The organism is Roseibium marinum (assembly GCF_002906165.1).
GTDB classification, from domain to species: Bacteria; Pseudomonadota; Alphaproteobacteria; order Rhizobiales; family Stappiaceae; genus Roseibium; species Roseibium marinum.
In genome coordinates this window covers 176,320-194,638 of the sequence record NZ_PPCN01000007.1, presented here as the reverse complement: position 1 = coordinate 194,638, position 18,319 = coordinate 176,320, and the positions used below count along the sequence as shown (strand labels likewise).

Sequence of the window (18,319 nt, the reverse complement as noted above, 5' to 3'; positions counted from 1 at the left end):
CCAGTCATCCCGAATGCAGCGTAGCGAAGATCCGGAATCGGTGAGCCGAGGGTCAACCGTAGGAGAGCTTCAGCTACAACAAGGATTTGTGGCTCTCCGGTGCCGGCTCGCGCTTCGCCTGGCCGGGATGATAACTGCGGTAAAGCTATCACTTCGTCATCAGGCCGAAGGGCGGCACCGGGCCGCCCCTTTTTTGTTCATATCAGATCGCGCTGGGCGAGGTTGCGCATCAGGTGACTGATCCCGAAAGTCCATTCGGGGCATTCGGTCGAGAGGCGGACCGTATTCTTCAATTTCCCGAAGCCGGGCGCGGAAATCGTCACGACGTCGCCCAGCTTGTGGGTGAAACCTTCGCCGGGAACATCGCGGTCTTTCGTCGGAGCGAAGAGGGTGCCCAGGAAAAGCACAATGCCGTCGGGATACTGATGGTGGCGGCCGACCGTCTGGCGAACGAGATCTTCCGGATCGCGGCTGATTTCCCGCATCGAGGAATGGCCGTCGAGGACAAATCCATCCGGTCCCTCGACCTTCAACTCCAGTTCCGCCTTGCGGACATCATCCAGCGAGAAGGTGGCATCGAACAGCCGGAACATCGGACCGATGGAACAGGAGGCGTTGTTGTCCTTCGCCTTGGACAGAAGCAGTGCGGAGCGGCCTTCGACGTCGCGCAGGTTCACGTCGTTGCCGAGAGTCGCGCCGACGATCCTTCCTTTTGAGGAAACAGCCAGAACCACTTCCGGCTCCGGGTTGTTCCACTTGGAGATCGGGTGGAGGCCGACATCCGCGCCGGGACCCATCGAGGACAGCACCTGCGCCTTGGAGAAGACCTCCGCGTCCGGACCGATGCCGACTTCCAGATACTGGCTCCACAGGCCTTCGGCGATCAGAACCTGCTTCACTCTGGCGGCGTCTTCGGACCCCGCCTTGATGTTGCGCAGGCTTTCACCGATGGCGCTGCCGACGCGGCCACGGATTTCCTCGGCCTTTTGCGGGTCGCCCGCGGCCTGTTCCTCGATCACACGCTCGACCATGGAACTCGCGAAGGTCACGCCGCAGGCCTTCACGGATTGAAGATCGCAGGGGGCCAGAAAATGGACCGCTGAAAGATCGCCGGGCGTGGCGGAAGCAATATCCGCCAGAGTGCCGAGGGAGGCGCCCGCGGCGGCCGAGACGTAGGCGGCCGGATCGTCCATTTCACAGATGTCGCGAACCGTCGGTGCGGTTTTCGATGTTATGTCGATCACCTGTCCGTCTCGCAAGGTGACCGCGGCCGGACCGTTTACTTCCGGCCGCCAGACCCGGCCAAGAAATGTTCCATTCAACTCGGAAGTATCCAGAAAGCTCATAATCCATCCCTAGTTTAACTTAATTGCTGTTGATTGGATCAAGCGGCTTTCATACGAAAACATGAAAGCAGAAATGTTGATCTTACCTGAAGTGCCAGAGCATCCTGTCCGCCTTCAACTGGACGCAGGAAGCTCTGGAGAGGAAATTTCACGGCACAATAATGCGTTTCGACCCTGTTTCAATCTGAGACCCGGCTTTCAGCTGTAATTTTTTATAATCGTATACCAACTGCCGGGGCGAGAGGTCATGGAGAACCCGAGTACGCTCCGGTCGCCCCGCAGATCATTTCATGGTGCTGACTGAAACCGGACCTTGCCGCCGTGAAGGAACCAGGCCTTGCTGAAAAGGCTCAGGTCGAGCCGGTTGGGAAGGCGGATATCTTCCATATCCGGCAGAGGTTTCACCCCGGGATCATAGGAGCGGTCTATCTGGGACAGGAACGCCAGAATTATTCCCCTCTGTCGGGCGAATGCCCGAAGGGACCTTACCTGCACGGCCAGATCGGGTTTGCTTCTCCGCTGGTCGAGGATTTGCAGATAGTCGATCAGCGCGATGGTTCCGCTTGGGGCGCTGTCGAGATATTCCATGATGAAATCCGAACTGATGTCCTCGGAGGTAACGACCGACAGGCGGTCGGCCGGTCCACGGGGATCGTCACCGAGATTGGCGAGATATTCCCGCGCCGTTTTTTCGGTAAATTCAAGCGAGAACAGCACTGCCTTGCGCCCTTCGCGCGCCGCGTCAAGCAGGAGCCGCAGCCCCATAAGGGTCTTGCCCTGTCCGGGACGCGCGCCCAGCAGGGCCAGGTCTCCGTTTTCAAGCCTGGAAATCGTGACTCGGGAGGGAGAATGCCCGGATAATCGGGCCGCGAGCAAACTCCAATGGGCGAAGCCTTCCTGGCGGGCGATGCGGTCCAGCGCCGTGCTCAGAGGAATATTTTCCTGGCGGGCCAACAGTTTGGCCCGGCGCTTGAGCTGGAATACCGGTGCGGAAAGGGTCATTTCGCAAACCTCCATTACGAGCGGAAAACGCAATCCCTCCTAATGCGGGTGCTCGAACAGACGGTCCGATGGTTTGCTGCCCTGTATGTCGGATACTTCCCCGGTGGAGGGGGGAGGCTCGGGCCAAGCCTCCCTCAGATTATTTCGGGTGGATGATTCGGGCAAGCCGATACGGCGGGCAGCGAAGCTATGCCAGGATTGCGCTGTCAGCCGTCCAGCGCATAGAGCCTGTGAGCCAGTTTTCTGACACTGCTGTTTCTGAAGTGACGGATATGCGCGGGGGGAACCAGGTAGACGACCCCGGCCGAAAGGCCATTGCGCCAGCGAAGCTGAACCTGGGCAAGTGTTTTGGGAGCCGTATCGTAAACATAAAACTCCTCGGGAAGATCCGTTTGCCTGTTCAGCACAAGCCTGAGGCCTCCCTTGGATATATCGCGGATCATGCAGTCACAAATGAACGCATTGTCGAGGCCGGCAAGCTTGGCAGGGCGCAGGCGTGTGCGCCGGCGTGGATAAAGCCGTCTTTGGATGGCCCGGGCGAGGGAGTTCCTGCCGGAATTCAGGAAAGCGAACATGGCGGGTTTCACGGGTCCTGCCTGAAAGGAATACCAGGGGGCGAGGGCAAGGGAGGGACGGGTCTTCTCCTTGGCGATGGGGCGGGTCTGTAGGACGGATCGCCCAGCGTGGTGGGCCTGTGGTTGACCGGTGACTTCTGATTGCTGCATGTGCTGTAGGCAAGGTCATACAGGCCCTGCCAGCCGCCGGGGTAATTTCCAAGCGTATCCAGGACGGCGAGGGCGCCGCCGGCAACAGCGCCGCGGCGCGCGCCGCCCGGACCTTCCCACGCTCCTCCCGCGACCGCTCCGCGCATTCCGCCGTCAACGACGGACAGGTCCGTGGGGTCGTTACTCGTGTGCGCATCGGCGTAGGATCTGGCGTAAGCGTCGCAGTTCACCGCTTGCGCGTTTGCCGCTGACAAGGTGCCGACGGTAAGCAGAACTCCGGCAAGGGACGCTTGCAGGCGCGGAGCGCTCAAGAAGGCCATCCATGAGGCTGCCTTTCCCGGGCGCGTTTCACCCGATTTATCTAACAGGCTGCGCCTGGGTTTCGACATCGGAACATCTCCAGATAGTGCCGGTTTTCAGGCTCTTAGGCTGGAGCCCCGCAAGGTTTCTGCATGCACCTTGAAGATTGCGCGGAGCTTGCGCCGGACGTCCGTTGAAACCTTTTGCGGAACAGCCTCGGGCAAGGTTCGCCGATTACACCTTGAGGCAACCTGAGCTGATAGGAGGTTCCGATGGAGCCGGTGTTCCTGAACAAACTCGTTTCGCACAACAATGACTGGCTTTCCCTGCGCCAGGCGACAATCGCAGAGAACATAGCAAACGCGAATTCACCGGGGTTCCACGCCAGGGACCTGGAGCCGTTCACGTCCGTGATCAGCGAAGCCCAGCTTGCCATGACGGCGACCCATGACGGCCATCTCGGTCAGGCGATGGACGTCTCGCGTCCTTCCGATGTGGAAAAGCAAGACAGCTGGACGGTAACCCACTCCGGCAACTCCGTCAGCATCGAGCAGGAATTGATGAAGGCGGGCGAAGTCGCGCGCGATCATGCCCTGAACGCCAGTATCGCAAAGTCGTTTCAACGCATGTATCTCGCCTCGGTGAAATCATAAGGAATTCGAACATGTCCGATCCATTGTCCGCTTCCCTGCAAATTTCCAGCGCCGGACTGCGCGCGCAATCCGAGCGTCTGCGTGTCGTCTCCGAAAACCTTGCAAACGCACGTTCCACCGGAAAAACCGCCGGAGACGATCCATACCGCCGCAAGACAATCACTTTCGAGAGCGAGTTCAGCCGCGCTCATCAGGCGAATCTTGTGTCCGTCAAGGGTATCGGGTCCGACAAGGCGCCGTTCACCATCGAATATGAGCCGGGTCACCCGGCGGCGGACGAGAACGGCTTCGTAAAGATGCCGAATGTCAACACGCTGCTGGAACTTGCGGACATGCGCGAGACCAGCCGGTCCTACGAAGCCAATCTGAAAGTCATGACGCAGGCCCGCGAGATGGTTATGCGCAACATCGATCTTCTGAGGAACTGACCATGATCAATGAAATTGCCGCCCTGACCTCTTCCTCGACGACGGATGGGCTCCTCAAGGCCACGTCCACCACCCGCTATTCGGCGAGCACCCCGGATCTGGGTGGAACCGCCGAGGCGTCCGCTCCCAGCTTTTCACAGGCCGTGGCGCAGGTCTCCCAGGAGGCCATCGACAAGATCAAGCAAGGGGAAGCGGCGGCCATATCCGGCGTTGACGGACAGGCCTCCGCGCAGCAGGTCGTGGAGGCCGTTCTGGCCGCTGAATCCACTTTGCAGACGGCCATCGCCATCCGCGACAAGGTGGTGAGCGCCTATCAGGAAATCAGCCGCATGTCGATCTGATCCCGAAGGGAAGATCGTCTGAACGCAGCGGAACCCATCAGGGAGATAAAACATGAAAGCCCTAGCCATTGCCGCGACCGGCATGAGCGCTCAACAGCTCAATGTCGAAGTGGTCGCGAACAATATCGCCAACATGAACACCACCTCGTTCAAGAGGTCCCAGGCGGAATTTTCCGATCTGCTGTATCAGGCGGAGCGTCTGCAGGGGGTGCCGAACCGTGGCGGTGAGGATCCGGTTCCCGAAGGCGCGCAGCTCGGTCTTGGCGTCAGAACAGCGGGCATCCGCAAGCTGCATGTCCAGGGTTCGCTGACCAATACCGGCAACCAGTTCGATGTTGCGCTGGATGGACGGGGCTGGTTCGAAATCACCGGGCCGGACGAGGAAACCCTCTATACCCGCGCCGGATCCTTCAACAAGAACGCGGAGGGCCGTCTGGTTACCATCGACGGATACGCGGTCGAACCCGCGATCATCGTCCCGGACGAGACAATCGAGGTGGTCGTCAATGAATCCGGCCAGGTCTTTGCGAAAGTCGACGGTGAACTGACACCACGCGAACTGGGTCAGCTGACGCTGGCGAACTTCGCCAACGATGTCGGCCTCGAGCCGGTCGGCGGCAATCTGTTCCGCGAAACGGAAGCCTCCGGCACTCCCGTGGCCGGTGTACCGGGCGATCCCGGCTTCGGAGTAATCCAGCAGGGTTACCTTGAAAGCTCGAATGTCGATCCGGTGAAGGAAATCACGGCGCTCATCAACGCCCAGCGCGGATATGAAATGAACTCAAAGGTTATGAAGGCCGCCGATGAGATGGCCGGAACCGTAACCAACGGCATCCGCTAGAGCATTCCGCGTTCAGATGAACGCGGACAAGATGCTCGAGCACCTTATTATCGATCAGCGGTTTCGGCTTTGTGTGAGTTTGCAGGCAGACAGGCTGATCTGGAAAGGTCCCGGAAAATGACCATGCTGATCAGAACCCTCTCGGCTCTACTGCTGGCGGCAAGCTTCGGCCAGGCGGCGTTTGCGGCCAGTGTTGAACTTCCCGTTCCCCGGCAGACAATCCATCCCGGTTCGGAAATCTCGCATCAGGATCTGATCGAACGCAAATTTCCAAGCCGTACCGCTCAGCAATTCGCCGTTTCCACGCATCGTGGCGAACTGGTGGGAATGGTTGCCCGCCGGACGCTTCTGCCCGGACAGCCCATTCCGGTCAAGGCGGTTGAAAAGCAGGTTCTGGTGCGGCGCGGAGAACCGGCGCGTCTGGTTTTTCAGGAACAGGGACTGGTCATCGTCATGCAGGTGGAAGCCCTGCAGAACGGCGGTGCGGGCAGTTTCGTGCGCGTGCGCAATGTCGACAGCGGACAGGTCGTGTCCGGCCGGGTGCAGAACGATGGCACTATCCGGGTGGAGAACTGATAAATGGTCCGGCTTTTTAGCATTCTTCTCATCTTTCTGACGGCCTGTCCGGCGTTCGCGATGGTCCGTATCAAGGATATTGCCAGTCTGCAGGGTGTGCGTGACAACCAGCTTGTCGGCTATGGCCTGGTCATTGGCTTGAAGGGTTCCGGTGACAGTTTGCGCAATTCGCCGTTCACGGAACAGTCGCTTCAGTCGATGCTGGACAGTCTTGGTGTCAATGTGCGTGACGCGCGATTGCGGACCCGCAATGTCGCCGCCGTCGTCGTCACCGCCGAAATGCCGTCCTTCATCGGTAAAGGGTCGTCTATAGACGTGAGCGTGTCCTCGCTGGGAGATGCGACGTCGCTTGGTGGCGGCACGCTGGTTGCAACCCCTCTGCTCGGCGCCGATGGACAGATCTATGCTGTCGCGCAAGGCGCGGTCACGGTTTCCGGCTTCGCCGAACTCGGGCAGGCGGAAAGCCTGACGCAGGGTTTTCCGACAGTCGGCCGCATTTCGAATGGCGGCCTGATCGAACGCGATTTGCAAGCGAGATTTTCGCAAATTCCAAACCTGGCCCTTGAATTGACCAATCCGGACTTCAAGACCGCGGTCCGGATTGCCGATGCCATAAACCAATTCACCAAGGAGCGTTACGGCATCCGTGTGGCCAAGGAACGCGATTACCGCACGGTGGATCTGACCCCGCCGAAAAACATGAGCATTACCCGCTTCATTTCGGAGATCGAGTCCATCCGGGTCCGTCCCGATCAAACGGCAAAGGTGGTGATCGACGAGCGGACAGGGACGGTGGTCATCGGCAAGGAAGTTCAGATCTCGACCGTCGCAATCACCCACGGCAACCTGACTGTCCGGATTTCCGAAGCGCCTGAAGTATCTCAGCCAACGCCGTTTTCGAATGGACAGACCGTCGTTGTGCCGCGGACTTACGTTGACGCCCAGGAAAGCGGTGGCCAGCTCGCGATGGTCGGGGGAACGGATCTTCCCACGCTGGTGCGCGGCCTCAACCGCATAGGCCTTCGTCCGACGGGCATCATCGCGATCCTCCAGGCCATCAAGACCGCCGGAGCGCTGCAAGCGGAACTGGTTATCCAGTAACGCCTGTCAGATCCGCCACAGCGACCAGCAGAAACGCCGCCGCCAGAGCGGCGTTTTTTGTCGGTGCCGCCAGCCCCGCGCAAGCTCGATCTGTGAGTGTGCAATCAAACCGGTTCAGCACAAAGGACGGCGCATCCTATGCCTTTCACTTTGGACAACGGCCTGAAGCAGGGCCTCTTGGCAATCGCGGTATTTTCAATCGCATTCACGGGAAGTCCCGCCATTGCGCAGGCGCCCAAGGAAAAACCCGATCTCGTGGAAGTCCTCGTTCCGCCGCCGGACAGCGAGCTCTATTGCAAGAACATAGCCGAGGCGGCTTCGGATGCGCGCGTCAAGTGGCAGACGTGGAAGATGATCAGTCTTGAGGCCAGCTTGCGGGATCGGATTGCCGAGCTGCAACGCAAGGAACAGGATTTCGAGACGTGGGTGGAACGCCGCGAAGAGCTGCTCAGTGAGGTCGAGGACCAGGTGGTGTCGATCATCGGCCGGATGCGCCCGGAAGCCGCCGCCGCGCAACTGGCGACAACGGACGAAGAAGCCGCCGTCGGGGTTCTTCTGAAGCTCAAGGCCCGCGTTGCCAGCAGCATTCTCGATGAAATGGATCCCGCGAGAGCGGCGCAACTGACCCAGTCCATGATGGGTATCGCCAACCCGGACATACAGCGGAGTTTTTGATGCGAACCCTTGTTTACCCCTTTGCGGCAATGATGCTGACCGGTTGCGCTGGGCAATTGGACGACATCGGCAGAGCGCCTGCGATGTCGCCTGTCGGATACGGTCTGGCCGCACAGGAAACCGCGGTCTATCCGCTCAGCACATTCGCGCCGGGCGGCGTCAAGGACTACAATTCACTGTGGATGAGCGGCCGCGACAATTTCTTCGCCGATCCCAGGGCCAAGAAGATCGGTGACGTTCTGACCGTCACCATCCATATCAACGACAAGGCCAATCTCGATAACAGTTCGGACCGGCGCCGATCCTCCGATATCGGCATAGGCGGGTCGTTCGGGACAAGCTTCGACAGTACCGACACCGATGGTTCGGCCGATCTCGATCTGGATTCCGGGTCGGGTTCGTCAGGTTCCGGATCAATCGACCGGTCCGAGGAAATCAAGCTTTCGGTCGCCGCCGTCGTGACGGACCGTCTGCCGAACGGCAACCTTCTCATTGCCGGATCCCAGGAAGTCCGCGTGAACTATGAAATGCGCATTCTGCAGATCGCCGGGATCGTCCGGCCGCGGGACATTCAGAGCAACAACACCATTCCCTATGACAAAATCGCGGAAGCCCGCGTCTCTTATGGCGGGCGTGGCCGGATCACCGAAGTGCAGCAACCCGGATGGGGACAGCAGCTTTACGACATCGTGACACCGTTCTGATCCGAGCATTGGCAACAACGGGAAAACCCATATGCCCAAATTGATTCAAGCTCCGTTCGGCGGTGCTGGTGAGCAGTCCGGAAAGTCCAGCTTTCTGGCCGCGCTGCTTCTGCTTACCCTGGTTGGCGGTGGCGGCGGCGCCGTATTCGCGAAATATCTCGTGGACTATACCGAGCAGGAGGTGCAGGGGCGCCAGCGCCAGCAACAGTCCTATTCGGAAACGCTGCCTTTCTCAGTCTCGACACGGCTGCAGAAACTCGATCCGCTGGTGACCAATCTGGCTTCCCCTAAAGATTCCTGGATAAGGGTTCACGCCTCCATCCTGCTCGAAGAGGAGACGGAAGGGGAAGTGGGGCTTTTGCGGAAAAAGGTGGAAGACGATTTCCTCGGTTATTTGCGGACATTGACATTGGGCCACCTTGAAGGCGGCGCCGGTCTCCAGCACCTCAAGGAAGATCTCACGGAACGCGCGAAGACCCGGTCGAAGGGACAGATCCATGAAGTCATTCTGGAGTCGGTGGTGATTCAATGATCCGGCTTCTGGTTTCCGCCGCCGCGCTGTTTGTGCTGACCGGCCAGGCGGCTGCTCAGGTACCTGACCTGTCGGCGTTGCTGCCGGCTGGCGAAGGCAGCGCGAGCGGCCGGATCATTCAGGCGATCGCTCTTCTGACGGTGCTTTCGCTTGCACCGGGCATCCTGATCATGGTCACCAGTTTCACCCGGTTCGTGATCGCCTTTTCGTTCCTGCGCTCGGGCATCGGTCTGCAGACGACGCCCGGCAACCTCATCCTGATTTCCCTTGCGCTTTTCATGACTTTCTACGTCATGGCGCCGACCTTCGACAAGGCCTGGGAAGACGGCATTCAGCCATTGATGAACAATGAGATTTCCGAGGAGGTTGCCTATGTGCGCGTCACGACGCCTTTCCGGGAATTCATGCTCGAACAGGTGCGGGAAGAGGACCTGGTTCTGTTCGACGACCTTGCCGCAGGCAGGGTGACCGAAAATGAAGCCCAAACGGCCGAAGAGGTCGAATTGCGGGTGCTCATTCCAGCCTTCATGATATCGGAGCTGCGGCGCGGTTTCGAAATAGGCTTTCTCATCGCGCTGCCTTTCCTCGTGATCGATATGATCGTGGCCACGATTACCATGTCCATGGGCATGATGATGCTGCCGCCGACGGTTATATCCTTGCCCTTCAAGGCCTTGTTCTTTGTCCTGATCGATGGCTGGAACCTTCTGGTGGGTAGCCTGGTACGATCTTTTTTCTGAAGAAATTATCCCTGTAGCCTGAGAACAGAGCGGAGCCGGTTGGCTCCGTTTTTGTATCGTGTGCGATCTTAATCCTCGCGACCTTGTCGGATGATTTCGCTGGCGGCCCTCGCTGGAAAATGCGGAATATTTCAAATTGACCGAATAGGCGTAAGCTTCGCGCAAGGTTGGGCCGCTAGTGTCCAACTTACAGCAGGTTGGACCGCACTCGCTTGAGGGTCCAAAAGCATGACGCTGCTCCTGCTGTGCCGGTACCAGCCCGGCATGTCCCAAAACAATTCCAGTTTCTACTGAAACATTGAAAGGGACATATCATGTCTAGCTTGTTGACAAACGCTTCCGCAATGACCGCGCTGCAGACTCTGCGGCACACCAGCGCAAACCTGGCAGAGACGCAGAACCGCATCTCTACCGGTTATCGTGTGGCCGGTGCGGAAGACAACGCCGCCTACTGGTCCATCGCAACCACCATGCGTTCCGACAACATGGCTCTTGGCGCCGTTGAAGATTCTCTTGGTCTTGGTGCAGCTACGGTCGACGTCATGTACACTGCAATGGACAGCACCGTCGATGTCATGAACGAGATCAAGGCCAAGGTCGTTGCCGCCCGTACTCCTGGCGTTGACCGCGGCAAGATCCAGTCGGACATCACCGAACTGCAGAACCAGCTGCGTTCGACTGCTGACTCGGCTGTGTTCAACGGTGAAAACTGGCTTGCAAGTGACGTGACCGCCGTTACGTCCAAGGACATCGTCAGCTCCTTCACTCGCTCCGGTGGCGCGATCCAGATCCAGGTTACGACCGTCGATATCACCGCCACTCAGCTCTATGATACGGCTGCCGGCACGACTGGTATCCTCGATCAGGACCGTGGTTTCGGTGGTCTGGCTAACGTCACCGGTGCCGGTGGTATCGCTGACTTCGATCTGTCCGCGGTGACAGACGCCGATACGGCAAGTATCGATGCTCTGGTAGACGGCATTGACGCGGCTCTGGGTGAAATCACCGACTCCGCAACGCTGCTCGGTTCCATCAAAAGCCGTGTCGATCTCCAGACAGACTTCGTGTCTGCTCTGCGTGATGCCATCGACCGTGGCGTCGGTCAGCTTGTCGATGCCGACATGAACAAGGAATCGACCCGCCTCCAGGCTCTGCAGACCCAGCAGCAGCTCGGTATTCAGGCACTGTCGATCGCAAACCAGGGCAGCCAGAACATCCTGTCCCTGTTCCGTTAATCCACCCGGATCTGATGGAAAAGAGGACCGCGCCCTCAGGGGCGCGGTCTTTTTTTGTGCGCCGCCGTTCATGACAGGCTCGCACAAGCTCCAATTCCCATAGTGACGCGAACAGACACGAACGTGCATCAAGGGGTTCTGCATGCCGGGCCGCGAACAAGCTGAAAAACTGTGGGCAAATCTGATGGAACTGGGGCTGCGCAGACTGGTCGCGCTCGCCCTGATCGGACTCGCCACGATCGCCACCGTCGGGGCTGGCGCCTATTATCTTAGCCGCCCGGAACAGACCGTTCTTTATACCGGTCTTGAAGGTGAGGATGTAACCCGTATCGGCTCCGCCCTGAGAGATGCGGGCATACCATTCGACATCACGTCGGACGGTGGCTCGGTCATGGTCTCTCACGCGCAGACGGCCAAGGCCCGCATGCTGCTCGCGGAAAAAGGTCTGCCTCGGGGCGCGAATTCCGGCTACGAGCTTTTCGACGAGCTGGGGTCCCTCGGCCTGACCTCCTTCATGCAGGAAGTCACCAGAGTACGCGCCCTGGAAGGGGAGCTCGCACGGACCATTCAGCTCATGAAGGGGATCCGGGCCGCGCGCGTCCATATCGTCCTGCCGGCAAAAGGCTCCTTCCGCCGGGACCATCAGCCCCCCTCAGCCTCTGTCGTGATCCGTTCCGATGTGCCTGACGATGTTCGCACCGCCGACGCGATCCGTCATCTGGTTGCCGCCGGTGTTCCTGGCATGGAGGCCAACAAGGTCACCGTTCTGGATACGACCGGAGGCATTCTGGCGGCGGGCAACGATCCAACCAAGGCTTCAGCCGGGCAGATGGCCAGTCTTGAGACTGCGGTCAGCAGCAGGATCCAGGAGAATATTCGCAAGACCCTGGCGCCTTATCTCGGCCTGGACAATTTTCAGGTCAGCGTCGCCGCCGAGCTTAACACCGACCGCAAGACGATTGCCGAGACTATTTTCGATCCGGATTCGCGTACCGAACGGTCCATCAGAACCATACGGGAAAACGAGAACGCGCAAAATTCCAGCGTCAGTTCGCCGACGACGGTCGAGCAGAACCTGCCGGAAGAAAATGTCGCGGCCGAAAACGGAGAAAAGTCAACGGAAGAAAACGAACGCCGGGAAGAAACGGTCAATTACGAGATTTCCTCCAAACGGATCGAAACATCCCAGGACGGCTATCGCGTCGACCGGCTTTCCATCGCCGTCCTGGTCGACAGGTCCCGGCTTGTCCAGTCTCTCGGAGGAGAGCCGACCCAGTCCCAGATCGCCGAACAATTGCTGGAAATCGAAGGCCTTGTGGCGTCGTCGGCCGGCATTGAGAAGACCCGCGGCGACAACGTGAAGGTGGCCATGGTCGATTTTGTCGATGGCGGGCATGCCATGGAACCGATACCGCCGATAAGCATCACGGAATATCTGCTGCGCCAGTCCGGCAACATCATCAATGCCCTGGCCATTCTGACCGTGTCGATGCTCGTGATCTGGTTCGGATTGCGCCCGGCCGTCTCCGCCCTCGTACCGCAGATTTCCGGTCCGCAGGTTGAAATGGCCGAACTGGGCATGGCCCAGGAAGGGGTCGATGGACATTTTGAAGATCCCGACGGCGAACACGCGTTTCTTGTTCCACCGGACCATTCCGACCTGATTCAGGATCTGAACAGCAAACGCAATCAGTCCGCCCTCCGGAAACTGGAATCGCTGCTGGAGTTCAACGAGGAACAATCCGCCGCGATCCTGCGCCAGTGGCTCTATGAATCGGAGCGTGTCTAATGACGATGTCCGCAGCTTCCCACATTCCGGTTATCACGGTGCCGAAATTCAAATCGTACGGTGCGTATGACCCGGCACTGGTCGATGTGCTCGAACCCGAGGACGAGCAAGCTCCCGAACCGAGCGAGGAGGAGCGCCGGCAAGCGGAATATGAACGCGGCCTGGCCGAAGGCGAGGCGCGCATGCACGCGCATTACGGATCGCTTCTGGAGAACGAACGAGAGGGGCACGCCAAAGCGCTGGAAGACGAGAAAACCCGGTTCGACATGCGGGAGTCAGCCAATGTCAGCGCGGCAATAGAAGGCTTTCTCGACGTGATGGAGCAACGGATCGCCTATTCTCTGGCCAAACTGCTTCAGCCGTTTTTGAACGAACGGATCACCGAGCAGCTCGTGACGGCATTCGCCGGGCATTTGAGGCAACTGACCCAGGAGAGTGACGGCAAACTGATCCGTCTTCGCGGTCCGGATAGCCTGACCGGACAGGTCATGGCACAACTGCCGGACCTTCGCGAGCGGATCGAGGTTCAGGTCGCCGACCAGGTTGAGCTTGTCGCGTTGTTCGACGAAACCACGATCGAAACCCGGTTGGAACAATGGCTCGGTCAGCTTGAGATTTTGCGGAAGGAGGCTGACTGATGCTGGATGGTGTCCCGAACGAAATTGTCATTGTCCGGCGTAAGTACAGCTGGGACGAAGAGACCCATATGCATGGCGTCTGGAAGATCGCCTATGCGGATTTCATGACCGCGCTGATGGCATTCTTTCTGGTTATGTGGCTGATAAATGTCACGGATGAAAGTGTGCGCAAGGGTGTCGCCCAGTATTTCAACCCAGTCAAACTCGCGTCGACGGCGCCGAACCGCAAGGGGTTGAACGACCCGCTGGTCGATGGTGAAACAAGCAACGACGGAACGAAACCGTTCAGCGGCAAGCTCGGCGGCTCGGAAGAGCCTGTCGATCAGGATCCGAATTTCGGCGACGGGCTGAAAACCGGCCACAAGGCCATTGAAGTGGAAGAAATCCAGGCCCAGGGCGGCAATGCCATCAGTGGCCAATTCGCGCAGGCTCATTCCGAAACTGTCCTGTTTTCCGACCCTTACGCGGTGCTGGATACCTTGTCTGAAAAAATCCGTGTCGTGGACACTCTCGAAGCCAATCCGTTGGGCATCGGCTCAGGTCTGGAAAAACATGAGGGTGTCCAGGGCGGGCAGGCGTATCGCGATCCATTCGATCCCCTTTATTGGCAATTCCGACCCGGACGGGGCGTCGATGGCGCCGACCCGCTGTTGCGCGCGCAGGACCGGAAGGAAGAAATTCGCCAGAATACCAACAGCGGATCGGGGGCAGGGGAAGTTCAGTTTGAAGGTCTCCATGCCTTCGGTGGACCGTTTGATGAAGAGCTTTCCGGAGCGCCGGATGGGCCGGTGGCGGCACAGATGGGGGGAGCCGTGGCCTCGAGCGGCGATCTGCAGCATGCTTCGGGAAGCGGCCCGGACGTCTTTGCCGAACTGGGCGCAGGCCCTCGCGCCGATCCCTTCAAGAAAATGGATCCGGTTATCGCTCATGTGACCGGGCTGTCGCTGCAAAATGCCTCGCGGCTGAGTGCTCAGGTCAGCACAGGCACACAGGACGAGGATACCGGGACCGAAATCGTCGATGGCCTGTCGAAAGTTGAAATTCTTGTCGCTCGTTTGTCTCAGGTCCTTGAAGCGACGAAAGGCACTGTTCTGGAAGAAACCGCCGCTCAGATCACCATCATACGCGAAGGCGAGGGGGCATTGATCAGCCTGACGGACGACCAGAACTTCGGCATGTTCGCCATAGGTTCGGCGGAACCACGACCGGAACTGGTGAAGTTGCTGGAACGGATCGGCAAGGTCATTGCGGACATGCCCGGTCAGATCGTCATCAAGGGCCACACCGACGCAAGACCCTTCCGCAGCAAGACCTATGACAATTGGCGGCTGTCTTCGGCCAGGGCCCATATGGCGCTCTATATGCTCACGCGCGGCGGCGTGGCCAAGGATCGTTTCGACCGGGTGGAAGGTTATGCCGACCGTCATTTGAAAAATTCGCAAGATCCTTTCGCGGCGGCAAACCGCCGGATTGAGATCTATCTTCTGGAGGGAGGCGAATGATGGGCATCAAGCCGCAGCTGAAAACGGGAATTTTCCGTATCGTCCTTGCAGGGCTGCTCCTTGCCGGTTCTATTGCCGTGGCGCGATCGCAGGATGTTGGCAGCGGACCTCTTCCCTATGAGCTCGTCAGGTCGCTGCAATCCCTGCAGGAGCAGGTTGCCCAGGGCAACAGCCACGCCATGATCGCCCAAAGGTCCCTTCTGACCAAGATGGACGTGACGTTTGTCGAAATGCGGCCGGATGTCTGGCAGGACCCGCGCAACGCGCGGGCGGCGGTCATACATCTCCTCAGCGGCGGTCATCCGGAAGTCATGCGGTATCTTCTGTCGCTCGACCCGGCTCCTGTTGTCGACCGGAAGCTGATGGAAGCTTCGCTGGCCTATATCGAGGGGCGCGAAGAGGATTTGCTGGATCTGCTTGAGGACATCGATCCGCTCGATCTTCCCTCCGGTCTCGGCGGGCATGTGGCGCTGGTAAAGGCCGCGCCCTACATCCGGAGCGACCCGGCACGGGCGATGGAACTGTTGCAGGTTGCCAGTCTGCTGATGCCCGGCACTTTGGTCGAGGAGGCGGCGCTTCGACGGGAAGTCTTCGTCGCCGGAATCATGGGCGATGTCGACCATTTCCGGGTCCTGAGCACCCGCTACCTGCGCCGTTTCAGCAATTCGATTTACGCCGGTGACTTCCGCAGGCGCTTTGCGCTGGCGATCGATACGCTCGGATTTGTCAAGAGTGAAGACAAGTTCGCGCTGATCGTGCCTGTCCTGCATGAGTTTGACGCCGATTCCCGGCGTGGCCTTTACATGCGGCTCGCCCGTTCGGCGCTGCTGGCCGGGCATTTGAACGTGGCGCGCAAATCGACGGAAGAAGCTCTGATACTGGCCGTGGAAGGCACCCGGGAAAGAGAGATTCTCAAGGTGTATTCGGCAGCGACCAGGCTGGAGCCTGAGATGATCTCGGAAAACAGGGATCTTTTGTGGTCGATCGACAAGAGCGCGCTTTCCTATGAGGATCTTGCACTTCTCGACGGGGTCTACACGGTTCTCAATTCCGTGCGGCATTTCCCGGAGCCGCCGGAAAATGTCATCGGAGAATTCAACGTGGCGAGCAATATCGCCGATCCCGAGGACCGGTCCTGGTTCACGCCGGATATGGATGTGGCGGAGCGGCTGTTGCTCCGCACAGAGAAGTCTCTCGCAGTTATGGGAGAAGAAAAATGAGTCTGAATACGCAAGCTTTCACGCCTTCTACACCGCAGTCCGGCAAGTCCGCGGACGGCCGGGCCGCAGACGGCGGCCAATCGGCTCAAGAGACGGCGGCGGAATTTCACTCCCTCATGCAGGGCATGAAAAAGGGAGATGCGGTAGGCGCGGGCGGTGGCGGACAGTCGGGGACGCAGGACGGTCAGGCGGAGGACGGCAAGGGGGACGTGTCGCAAGAAACCGTTGAACCGCAGGCGGAAGGTGACGCGAAAGCGGAAGGCGGCGAAACCGGAAAATCCGCCTTCATCTCCTTCACGACAAGCAATCTTGCCGACGCCTTGCGCCAGGTTTCCCAGAAAATCCTGTCGAAGCCGGCAAATGACGGCGAAGGTTCAGAGACGCGGACCGGCGGGGGTCCGGGTTCCGCCGACCCGGATTCGAAAGGATCCGGGCAGAGCGCGGCGCAAGCTTCGACCGCTTTACCGATCACTGCGGTGCTCGCCATTCCGGCAGATCAAAATCGGCAGACTGCCGCTCCCGGATCTCAAGATCAGGTGCTTCGGCAGCGTCAGTCTTCCGTGGGAGCACAGGGAAAAACTGGCCTGGCCGTCGAGACAGACGGCAGCGCAAAGACTGGATCGTCTTCGCTCTTCGCGCAGTTCGGTGTCGAACCGGAGCGCGTCACGGACGGCGCGTCCGGCAGGTCCGCCGGGCGGTCCATGTTGCCGGAAGACGCGGCGGGCACGGTCAAGATATTGCGCCAGGAAACCCATTTCGCGCCCAACTTGCGCCTTTCGCCGGTACAGCAGGTTGGAGACCAGATCGTTTCCGCCATGAAGGATATGCCTTCCGGCCCCGCCGCGCGGCAGACGGGTCTTTCCACAAGGGCGGAAGGGCCGGTGCTCAAAACTCTGGATATCCAGCTTACGCCACATGAACTCGGCAGCGTGAAAGTGTCTCTCAGAATGGTCGGCGACACCGTCGAGGTGACGCTGGTCGCCAGCAAGGCGCAGACCGCCGAGCTTCTGAAACAGGACAGGCAACTGCTCGATCAGATGCTGCGCGTCACCGGTATGAAGGCGGACGCGATTACCGTTCAAGCCGCCGACGACCGTCCGGCCATGCACACCGGTGCGTCCGCGAACGGCCAATCGGCAGCGGGGCAAAACGGTTCCGGTGAAGGTCAGGCCCAGTCCTTCAATGGAGGCGGTTCCGAACAGCAGAACAACCGGTCGGACAGAAACAATCCCGAGGGTTCATTCCAGTCCAACGAGGCCAATGCCATCGAGACTACGGAGGGAGCAGGTCATGAAAACACTTCTGACATCAGCCTTTCTGACGGCATCTATCTTTAGCGGCGTTTTGACCGCCAGCCTTCCGGCTGCCGGTGAAGTGCAAAATGTCTGCGAGCGGGAAATGATCGCGGCGGCGCAAAAATACCACGTTCCGCTTGGCGTGCTCTACGCGGTCGGGCTGACAGAAACCGGACGGCGGAACTCTCTTTACCCCTATGCATTGAACATCGAGGGGAAATCGGTCTTCCCGCCCAGCCGGCTGGCCGCCAGGAAGGACTTCCTCCAGGCGCGCAAGCATGGCAAGAAGCTGATCGATATCGGCTGCATGCAGATCAACTATCATTATCACGGAAAGCGGTTCCGGTCGGTCGATCACATGCTCGAACCGCGGGCCAACGTGCAGTATGCCGCCCGCTTCCTGAAAGACCTGCGCAGCCGGCAGGGCTCCTGGACCATGGCGGTTGCCCGATATCATGCCGGCCCGAACAATAATCCGGCACAAAAGCGCTACGTCTGCACAGTGATCAGGAATATGGTTGCTTCAGGATTCGGTCATTGGACGGATAAATCAAAGCAGTTTTGCGGCGCTTGACTGTCCTGCGTCGGCATTTCTCGGTGCAGATGCTTTCATTTATTTCATAAGCTAAAATTTTATATAATTAAGTATCTGAATATAAAGAATAAATATTTTTCA

General features: G+C 59.1%; 21 protein-coding genes. 17 read left to right on the top strand and 4 right to left on the bottom strand.

Features of this window, described 5'->3' with window-relative positions:
- Nucleotides 1–197 precede the first annotated feature (197 nt).
- The 4 genes from CLV41_RS16600 to CLV41_RS16585 form a co-directional block, all read right to left on the bottom strand.
- Complete coding sequence (locus tag CLV41_RS16600) at nucleotides 198–1,346, bottom strand: fumarylacetoacetate hydrolase family protein (protein WP_103223545.1); 1,149 nt, start codon at nucleotides 1,344–1,346, stop codon at nucleotides 198–200.
- A gap of 288 nt (nucleotides 1,347–1,634) precedes the next feature.
- The gene (locus CLV41_RS16595; RefSeq protein WP_103223636.1) at nucleotides 1,635–2,348 is read right to left on the bottom strand and encodes a DNA helicase; all 714 of its coding nucleotides are present in this window, start codon (nucleotides 2,346–2,348) and stop codon (nucleotides 1,635–1,637) included.
- Nucleotides 2,349–2,554: 206 nt separating this feature from the next.
- Nucleotides 2,555–2,923 (bottom strand): PilZ domain-containing protein, encoded by a 369-nt coding sequence (locus CLV41_RS16590; protein WP_103223544.1) that lies wholly within the window; start codon nucleotides 2,921–2,923, stop codon nucleotides 2,555–2,557.
- A gap of 8 nt (nucleotides 2,924–2,931) precedes the next feature.
- Nucleotides 2,932–3,384: a hypothetical protein gene (locus CLV41_RS16585; protein WP_146048580.1), complete on the bottom strand. Its 453-nt coding sequence runs from the start codon at nucleotides 3,382–3,384 to the stop codon at nucleotides 2,932–2,934.
- Nucleotides 3,385–3,645: 261 nt separating this feature from the next.
- Between CLV41_RS16585 and flgB the strand changes: the two genes are divergently transcribed.
- The 17 genes from flgB (at nucleotide 3,646) to CLV41_RS16500 (ending at nucleotide 18,217) form a co-directional block, all read left to right on the top strand.
- Nucleotides 3,646–4,026: a flagellar basal body rod protein FlgB gene (gene flgB, locus CLV41_RS16580; RefSeq protein ID WP_103223542.1), complete on the top strand. Its 381-nt coding sequence runs from the start codon at nucleotides 3,646–3,648 to the stop codon at nucleotides 4,024–4,026.
- An 11-nt stretch (nucleotides 4,027–4,037) separates the two neighbouring features.
- Nucleotides 4,038–4,454: a flagellar basal body rod protein FlgC gene (flgC, locus tag CLV41_RS16575; protein WP_103223541.1), complete on the top strand. Its 417-nt coding sequence runs from the start codon at nucleotides 4,038–4,040 to the stop codon at nucleotides 4,452–4,454.
- Nucleotides 4,455–4,456: 2 nt separating this feature from the next.
- Nucleotides 4,457–4,795 carry a flagellar hook-basal body complex protein FliE gene (locus tag CLV41_RS16570; protein ID WP_103223540.1) on the top strand — a complete coding sequence of 113 codons (339 nt, stop codon included), beginning with the start codon at nucleotides 4,457–4,459 and terminating at the stop codon, nucleotides 4,793–4,795.
- A gap of 52 nt (nucleotides 4,796–4,847) precedes the next feature.
- Nucleotides 4,848–5,636 carry a flagellar basal-body rod protein FlgG gene (gene flgG, locus CLV41_RS16565; protein ID WP_103223539.1) on the top strand — a complete coding sequence of 263 codons (789 nt, stop codon included), beginning with the start codon at nucleotides 4,848–4,850 and terminating at the stop codon, nucleotides 5,634–5,636.
- Between the two features lie 123 nt (nucleotides 5,637–5,759).
- Nucleotides 5,760–6,212 (top strand): flagellar basal body P-ring formation chaperone FlgA, encoded by a 453-nt coding sequence (gene flgA, locus CLV41_RS16560; RefSeq protein ID WP_103223538.1) that lies wholly within the window; start codon nucleotides 5,760–5,762, stop codon nucleotides 6,210–6,212.
- 3 nt (nucleotides 6,213–6,215) lie between these two features.
- Nucleotides 6,216–7,313 (top strand): flagellar basal body P-ring protein FlgI, encoded by a 1,098-nt coding sequence (flgI, locus tag CLV41_RS16555; protein ID WP_103223537.1) that lies wholly within the window; start codon nucleotides 6,216–6,218, stop codon nucleotides 7,311–7,313.
- 138 nt (nucleotides 7,314–7,451) lie between these two features.
- Complete coding sequence (locus CLV41_RS16550; protein ID WP_103223536.1) at nucleotides 7,452–7,988, top strand: MotE family protein; 537 nt, start codon at nucleotides 7,452–7,454, stop codon at nucleotides 7,986–7,988.
- Nucleotides 7,988–8,692, top strand: a complete 705-nt coding sequence (flgH, locus tag CLV41_RS16545) for a flagellar basal body L-ring protein FlgH (protein ID WP_103223535.1) — start codon at nucleotides 7,988–7,990, stop codon at nucleotides 8,690–8,692. The genes CLV41_RS16550 and flgH overlap by 1 nt, the downstream gene beginning before the upstream one ends.
- Nucleotides 8,693–8,723: 31 nt before the next feature.
- The gene (locus tag CLV41_RS16540) at nucleotides 8,724–9,224 is read left to right on the top strand and encodes a flagellar basal body-associated FliL family protein (RefSeq protein WP_103223534.1); all 501 of its coding nucleotides are present in this window, start codon (nucleotides 8,724–8,726) and stop codon (nucleotides 9,222–9,224) included.
- A complete protein-coding gene (fliP, locus tag CLV41_RS16535) occupies nucleotides 9,221–9,964 on the top strand; it encodes a flagellar type III secretion system pore protein FliP (protein ID WP_208987551.1) in 744 nt (247 codons plus the stop codon). The genes CLV41_RS16540 and fliP overlap by 4 nt, the downstream gene beginning before the upstream one ends.
- Before the next feature lie 314 nt (nucleotides 9,965–10,278).
- Complete coding sequence (locus CLV41_RS16530) at nucleotides 10,279–11,199, top strand: flagellin N-terminal helical domain-containing protein (protein ID WP_103223533.1); 921 nt, start codon at nucleotides 10,279–10,281, stop codon at nucleotides 11,197–11,199.
- A gap of 142 nt (nucleotides 11,200–11,341) precedes the next feature.
- Complete coding sequence (gene fliF / locus CLV41_RS16525) at nucleotides 11,342–12,988, top strand: flagellar basal-body MS-ring/collar protein FliF (RefSeq protein ID WP_103223532.1); 1,647 nt, start codon at nucleotides 11,342–11,344, stop codon at nucleotides 12,986–12,988.
- On the top strand, nucleotides 12,988–13,626 hold the full coding sequence (locus CLV41_RS16520; RefSeq protein WP_103223531.1) for a hypothetical protein: 639 nt from the start codon (nucleotides 12,988–12,990) through the stop codon (nucleotides 13,624–13,626). The genes fliF and CLV41_RS16520 overlap by 1 nt, the downstream gene beginning before the upstream one ends.
- Entirely contained in the window at nucleotides 13,626–15,128 is a 1,503-nt protein-coding gene (locus CLV41_RS16515) for a MotB family protein (protein ID WP_103223530.1), read from the top strand. Before CLV41_RS16520 ends, CLV41_RS16515 begins: the two co-directional genes overlap by 1 nt.
- A complete protein-coding gene (locus tag CLV41_RS16510) occupies nucleotides 15,125–16,348 on the top strand; it encodes a chemotaxis protein (protein ID WP_208987550.1) in 1,224 nt (407 codons plus the stop codon). Before CLV41_RS16515 ends, CLV41_RS16510 begins: the two co-directional genes overlap by 4 nt.
- Nucleotides 16,345–17,685 (top strand): flagellar hook-length control protein FliK, encoded by a 1,341-nt coding sequence (fliK, locus tag CLV41_RS16505; RefSeq protein WP_103223528.1) that lies wholly within the window; start codon nucleotides 16,345–16,347, stop codon nucleotides 17,683–17,685. The genes CLV41_RS16510 and fliK overlap by 4 nt, the downstream gene beginning before the upstream one ends.
- Before the next feature lie 61 nt (nucleotides 17,686–17,746).
- Nucleotides 17,747–18,217: a transglycosylase SLT domain-containing protein gene (locus tag CLV41_RS16500; RefSeq protein ID WP_103223527.1), complete on the top strand. Its 471-nt coding sequence runs from the start codon at nucleotides 17,747–17,749 to the stop codon at nucleotides 18,215–18,217.
- Nucleotides 18,218–18,319: the final 102 nt, after the last annotated feature.

Bases quoted from the DNA above. Each gene is read 5' to 3' on its own strand.
- CLV41_RS16600 (WP_103223545.1), bottom strand. From the start codon at position 1,346: ATGAGCTTTCTGGATACTTCCGAGTTGAATGGAACATTTCTTGGCCGG.
- CLV41_RS16595 (WP_103223636.1), bottom strand. From the start codon at position 2,348: ATGACCCTTTCCGCACCGGTATTCCAGCTCAAGCGCCGGGCCAAACTG.
- CLV41_RS16590 (WP_103223544.1), bottom strand. From the start codon at position 2,923: ATGTTCGCTTTCCTGAATTCCGGCAGGAACTCCCTCGCCCGGGCCATC.
- flgB (WP_103223542.1), top strand. From the start codon at position 3,646: ATGGAGCCGGTGTTCCTGAACAAACTCGTTTCGCACAACAATGACTGG.
- flgC (WP_103223541.1), top strand. From the start codon at position 4,038: ATGTCCGATCCATTGTCCGCTTCCCTGCAAATTTCCAGCGCCGGACTG.
- CLV41_RS16570 (WP_103223540.1), top strand. From the start codon at position 4,457: ATGATCAATGAAATTGCCGCCCTGACCTCTTCCTCGACGACGGATGGG.
- flgG (WP_103223539.1), top strand. From the start codon at position 4,848: ATGAAAGCCCTAGCCATTGCCGCGACCGGCATGAGCGCTCAACAGCTC.
- flgA (WP_103223538.1), top strand. From the start codon at position 5,760: ATGCTGATCAGAACCCTCTCGGCTCTACTGCTGGCGGCAAGCTTCGGC.
- flgI (WP_103223537.1), top strand. From the start codon at position 6,216: ATGGTCCGGCTTTTTAGCATTCTTCTCATCTTTCTGACGGCCTGTCCG.
- CLV41_RS16550 (WP_103223536.1), top strand. From the start codon at position 7,452: ATGCCTTTCACTTTGGACAACGGCCTGAAGCAGGGCCTCTTGGCAATC.
- flgH (WP_103223535.1), top strand. From the start codon at position 7,988: ATGCGAACCCTTGTTTACCCCTTTGCGGCAATGATGCTGACCGGTTGC.
- CLV41_RS16540 (WP_103223534.1), top strand. From the start codon at position 8,724: ATGCCCAAATTGATTCAAGCTCCGTTCGGCGGTGCTGGTGAGCAGTCC.
- fliP (WP_208987551.1), top strand. From the start codon at position 9,221: ATGATCCGGCTTCTGGTTTCCGCCGCCGCGCTGTTTGTGCTGACCGGC.
- CLV41_RS16530 (WP_103223533.1), top strand. From the start codon at position 10,279: ATGTCTAGCTTGTTGACAAACGCTTCCGCAATGACCGCGCTGCAGACT.
- fliF (WP_103223532.1), top strand. From the start codon at position 11,342: ATGCCGGGCCGCGAACAAGCTGAAAAACTGTGGGCAAATCTGATGGAA.
- CLV41_RS16520 (WP_103223531.1), top strand. From the start codon at position 12,988: ATGACGATGTCCGCAGCTTCCCACATTCCGGTTATCACGGTGCCGAAA.
- CLV41_RS16515 (WP_103223530.1), top strand. From the start codon at position 13,626: ATGCTGGATGGTGTCCCGAACGAAATTGTCATTGTCCGGCGTAAGTAC.
- CLV41_RS16510 (WP_208987550.1), top strand. From the start codon at position 15,125: ATGATGGGCATCAAGCCGCAGCTGAAAACGGGAATTTTCCGTATCGTC.
- fliK (WP_103223528.1), top strand. From the start codon at position 16,345: ATGAGTCTGAATACGCAAGCTTTCACGCCTTCTACACCGCAGTCCGGC.
- CLV41_RS16500 (WP_103223527.1), top strand. From the start codon at position 17,747: ATGATCGCGGCGGCGCAAAAATACCACGTTCCGCTTGGCGTGCTCTAC.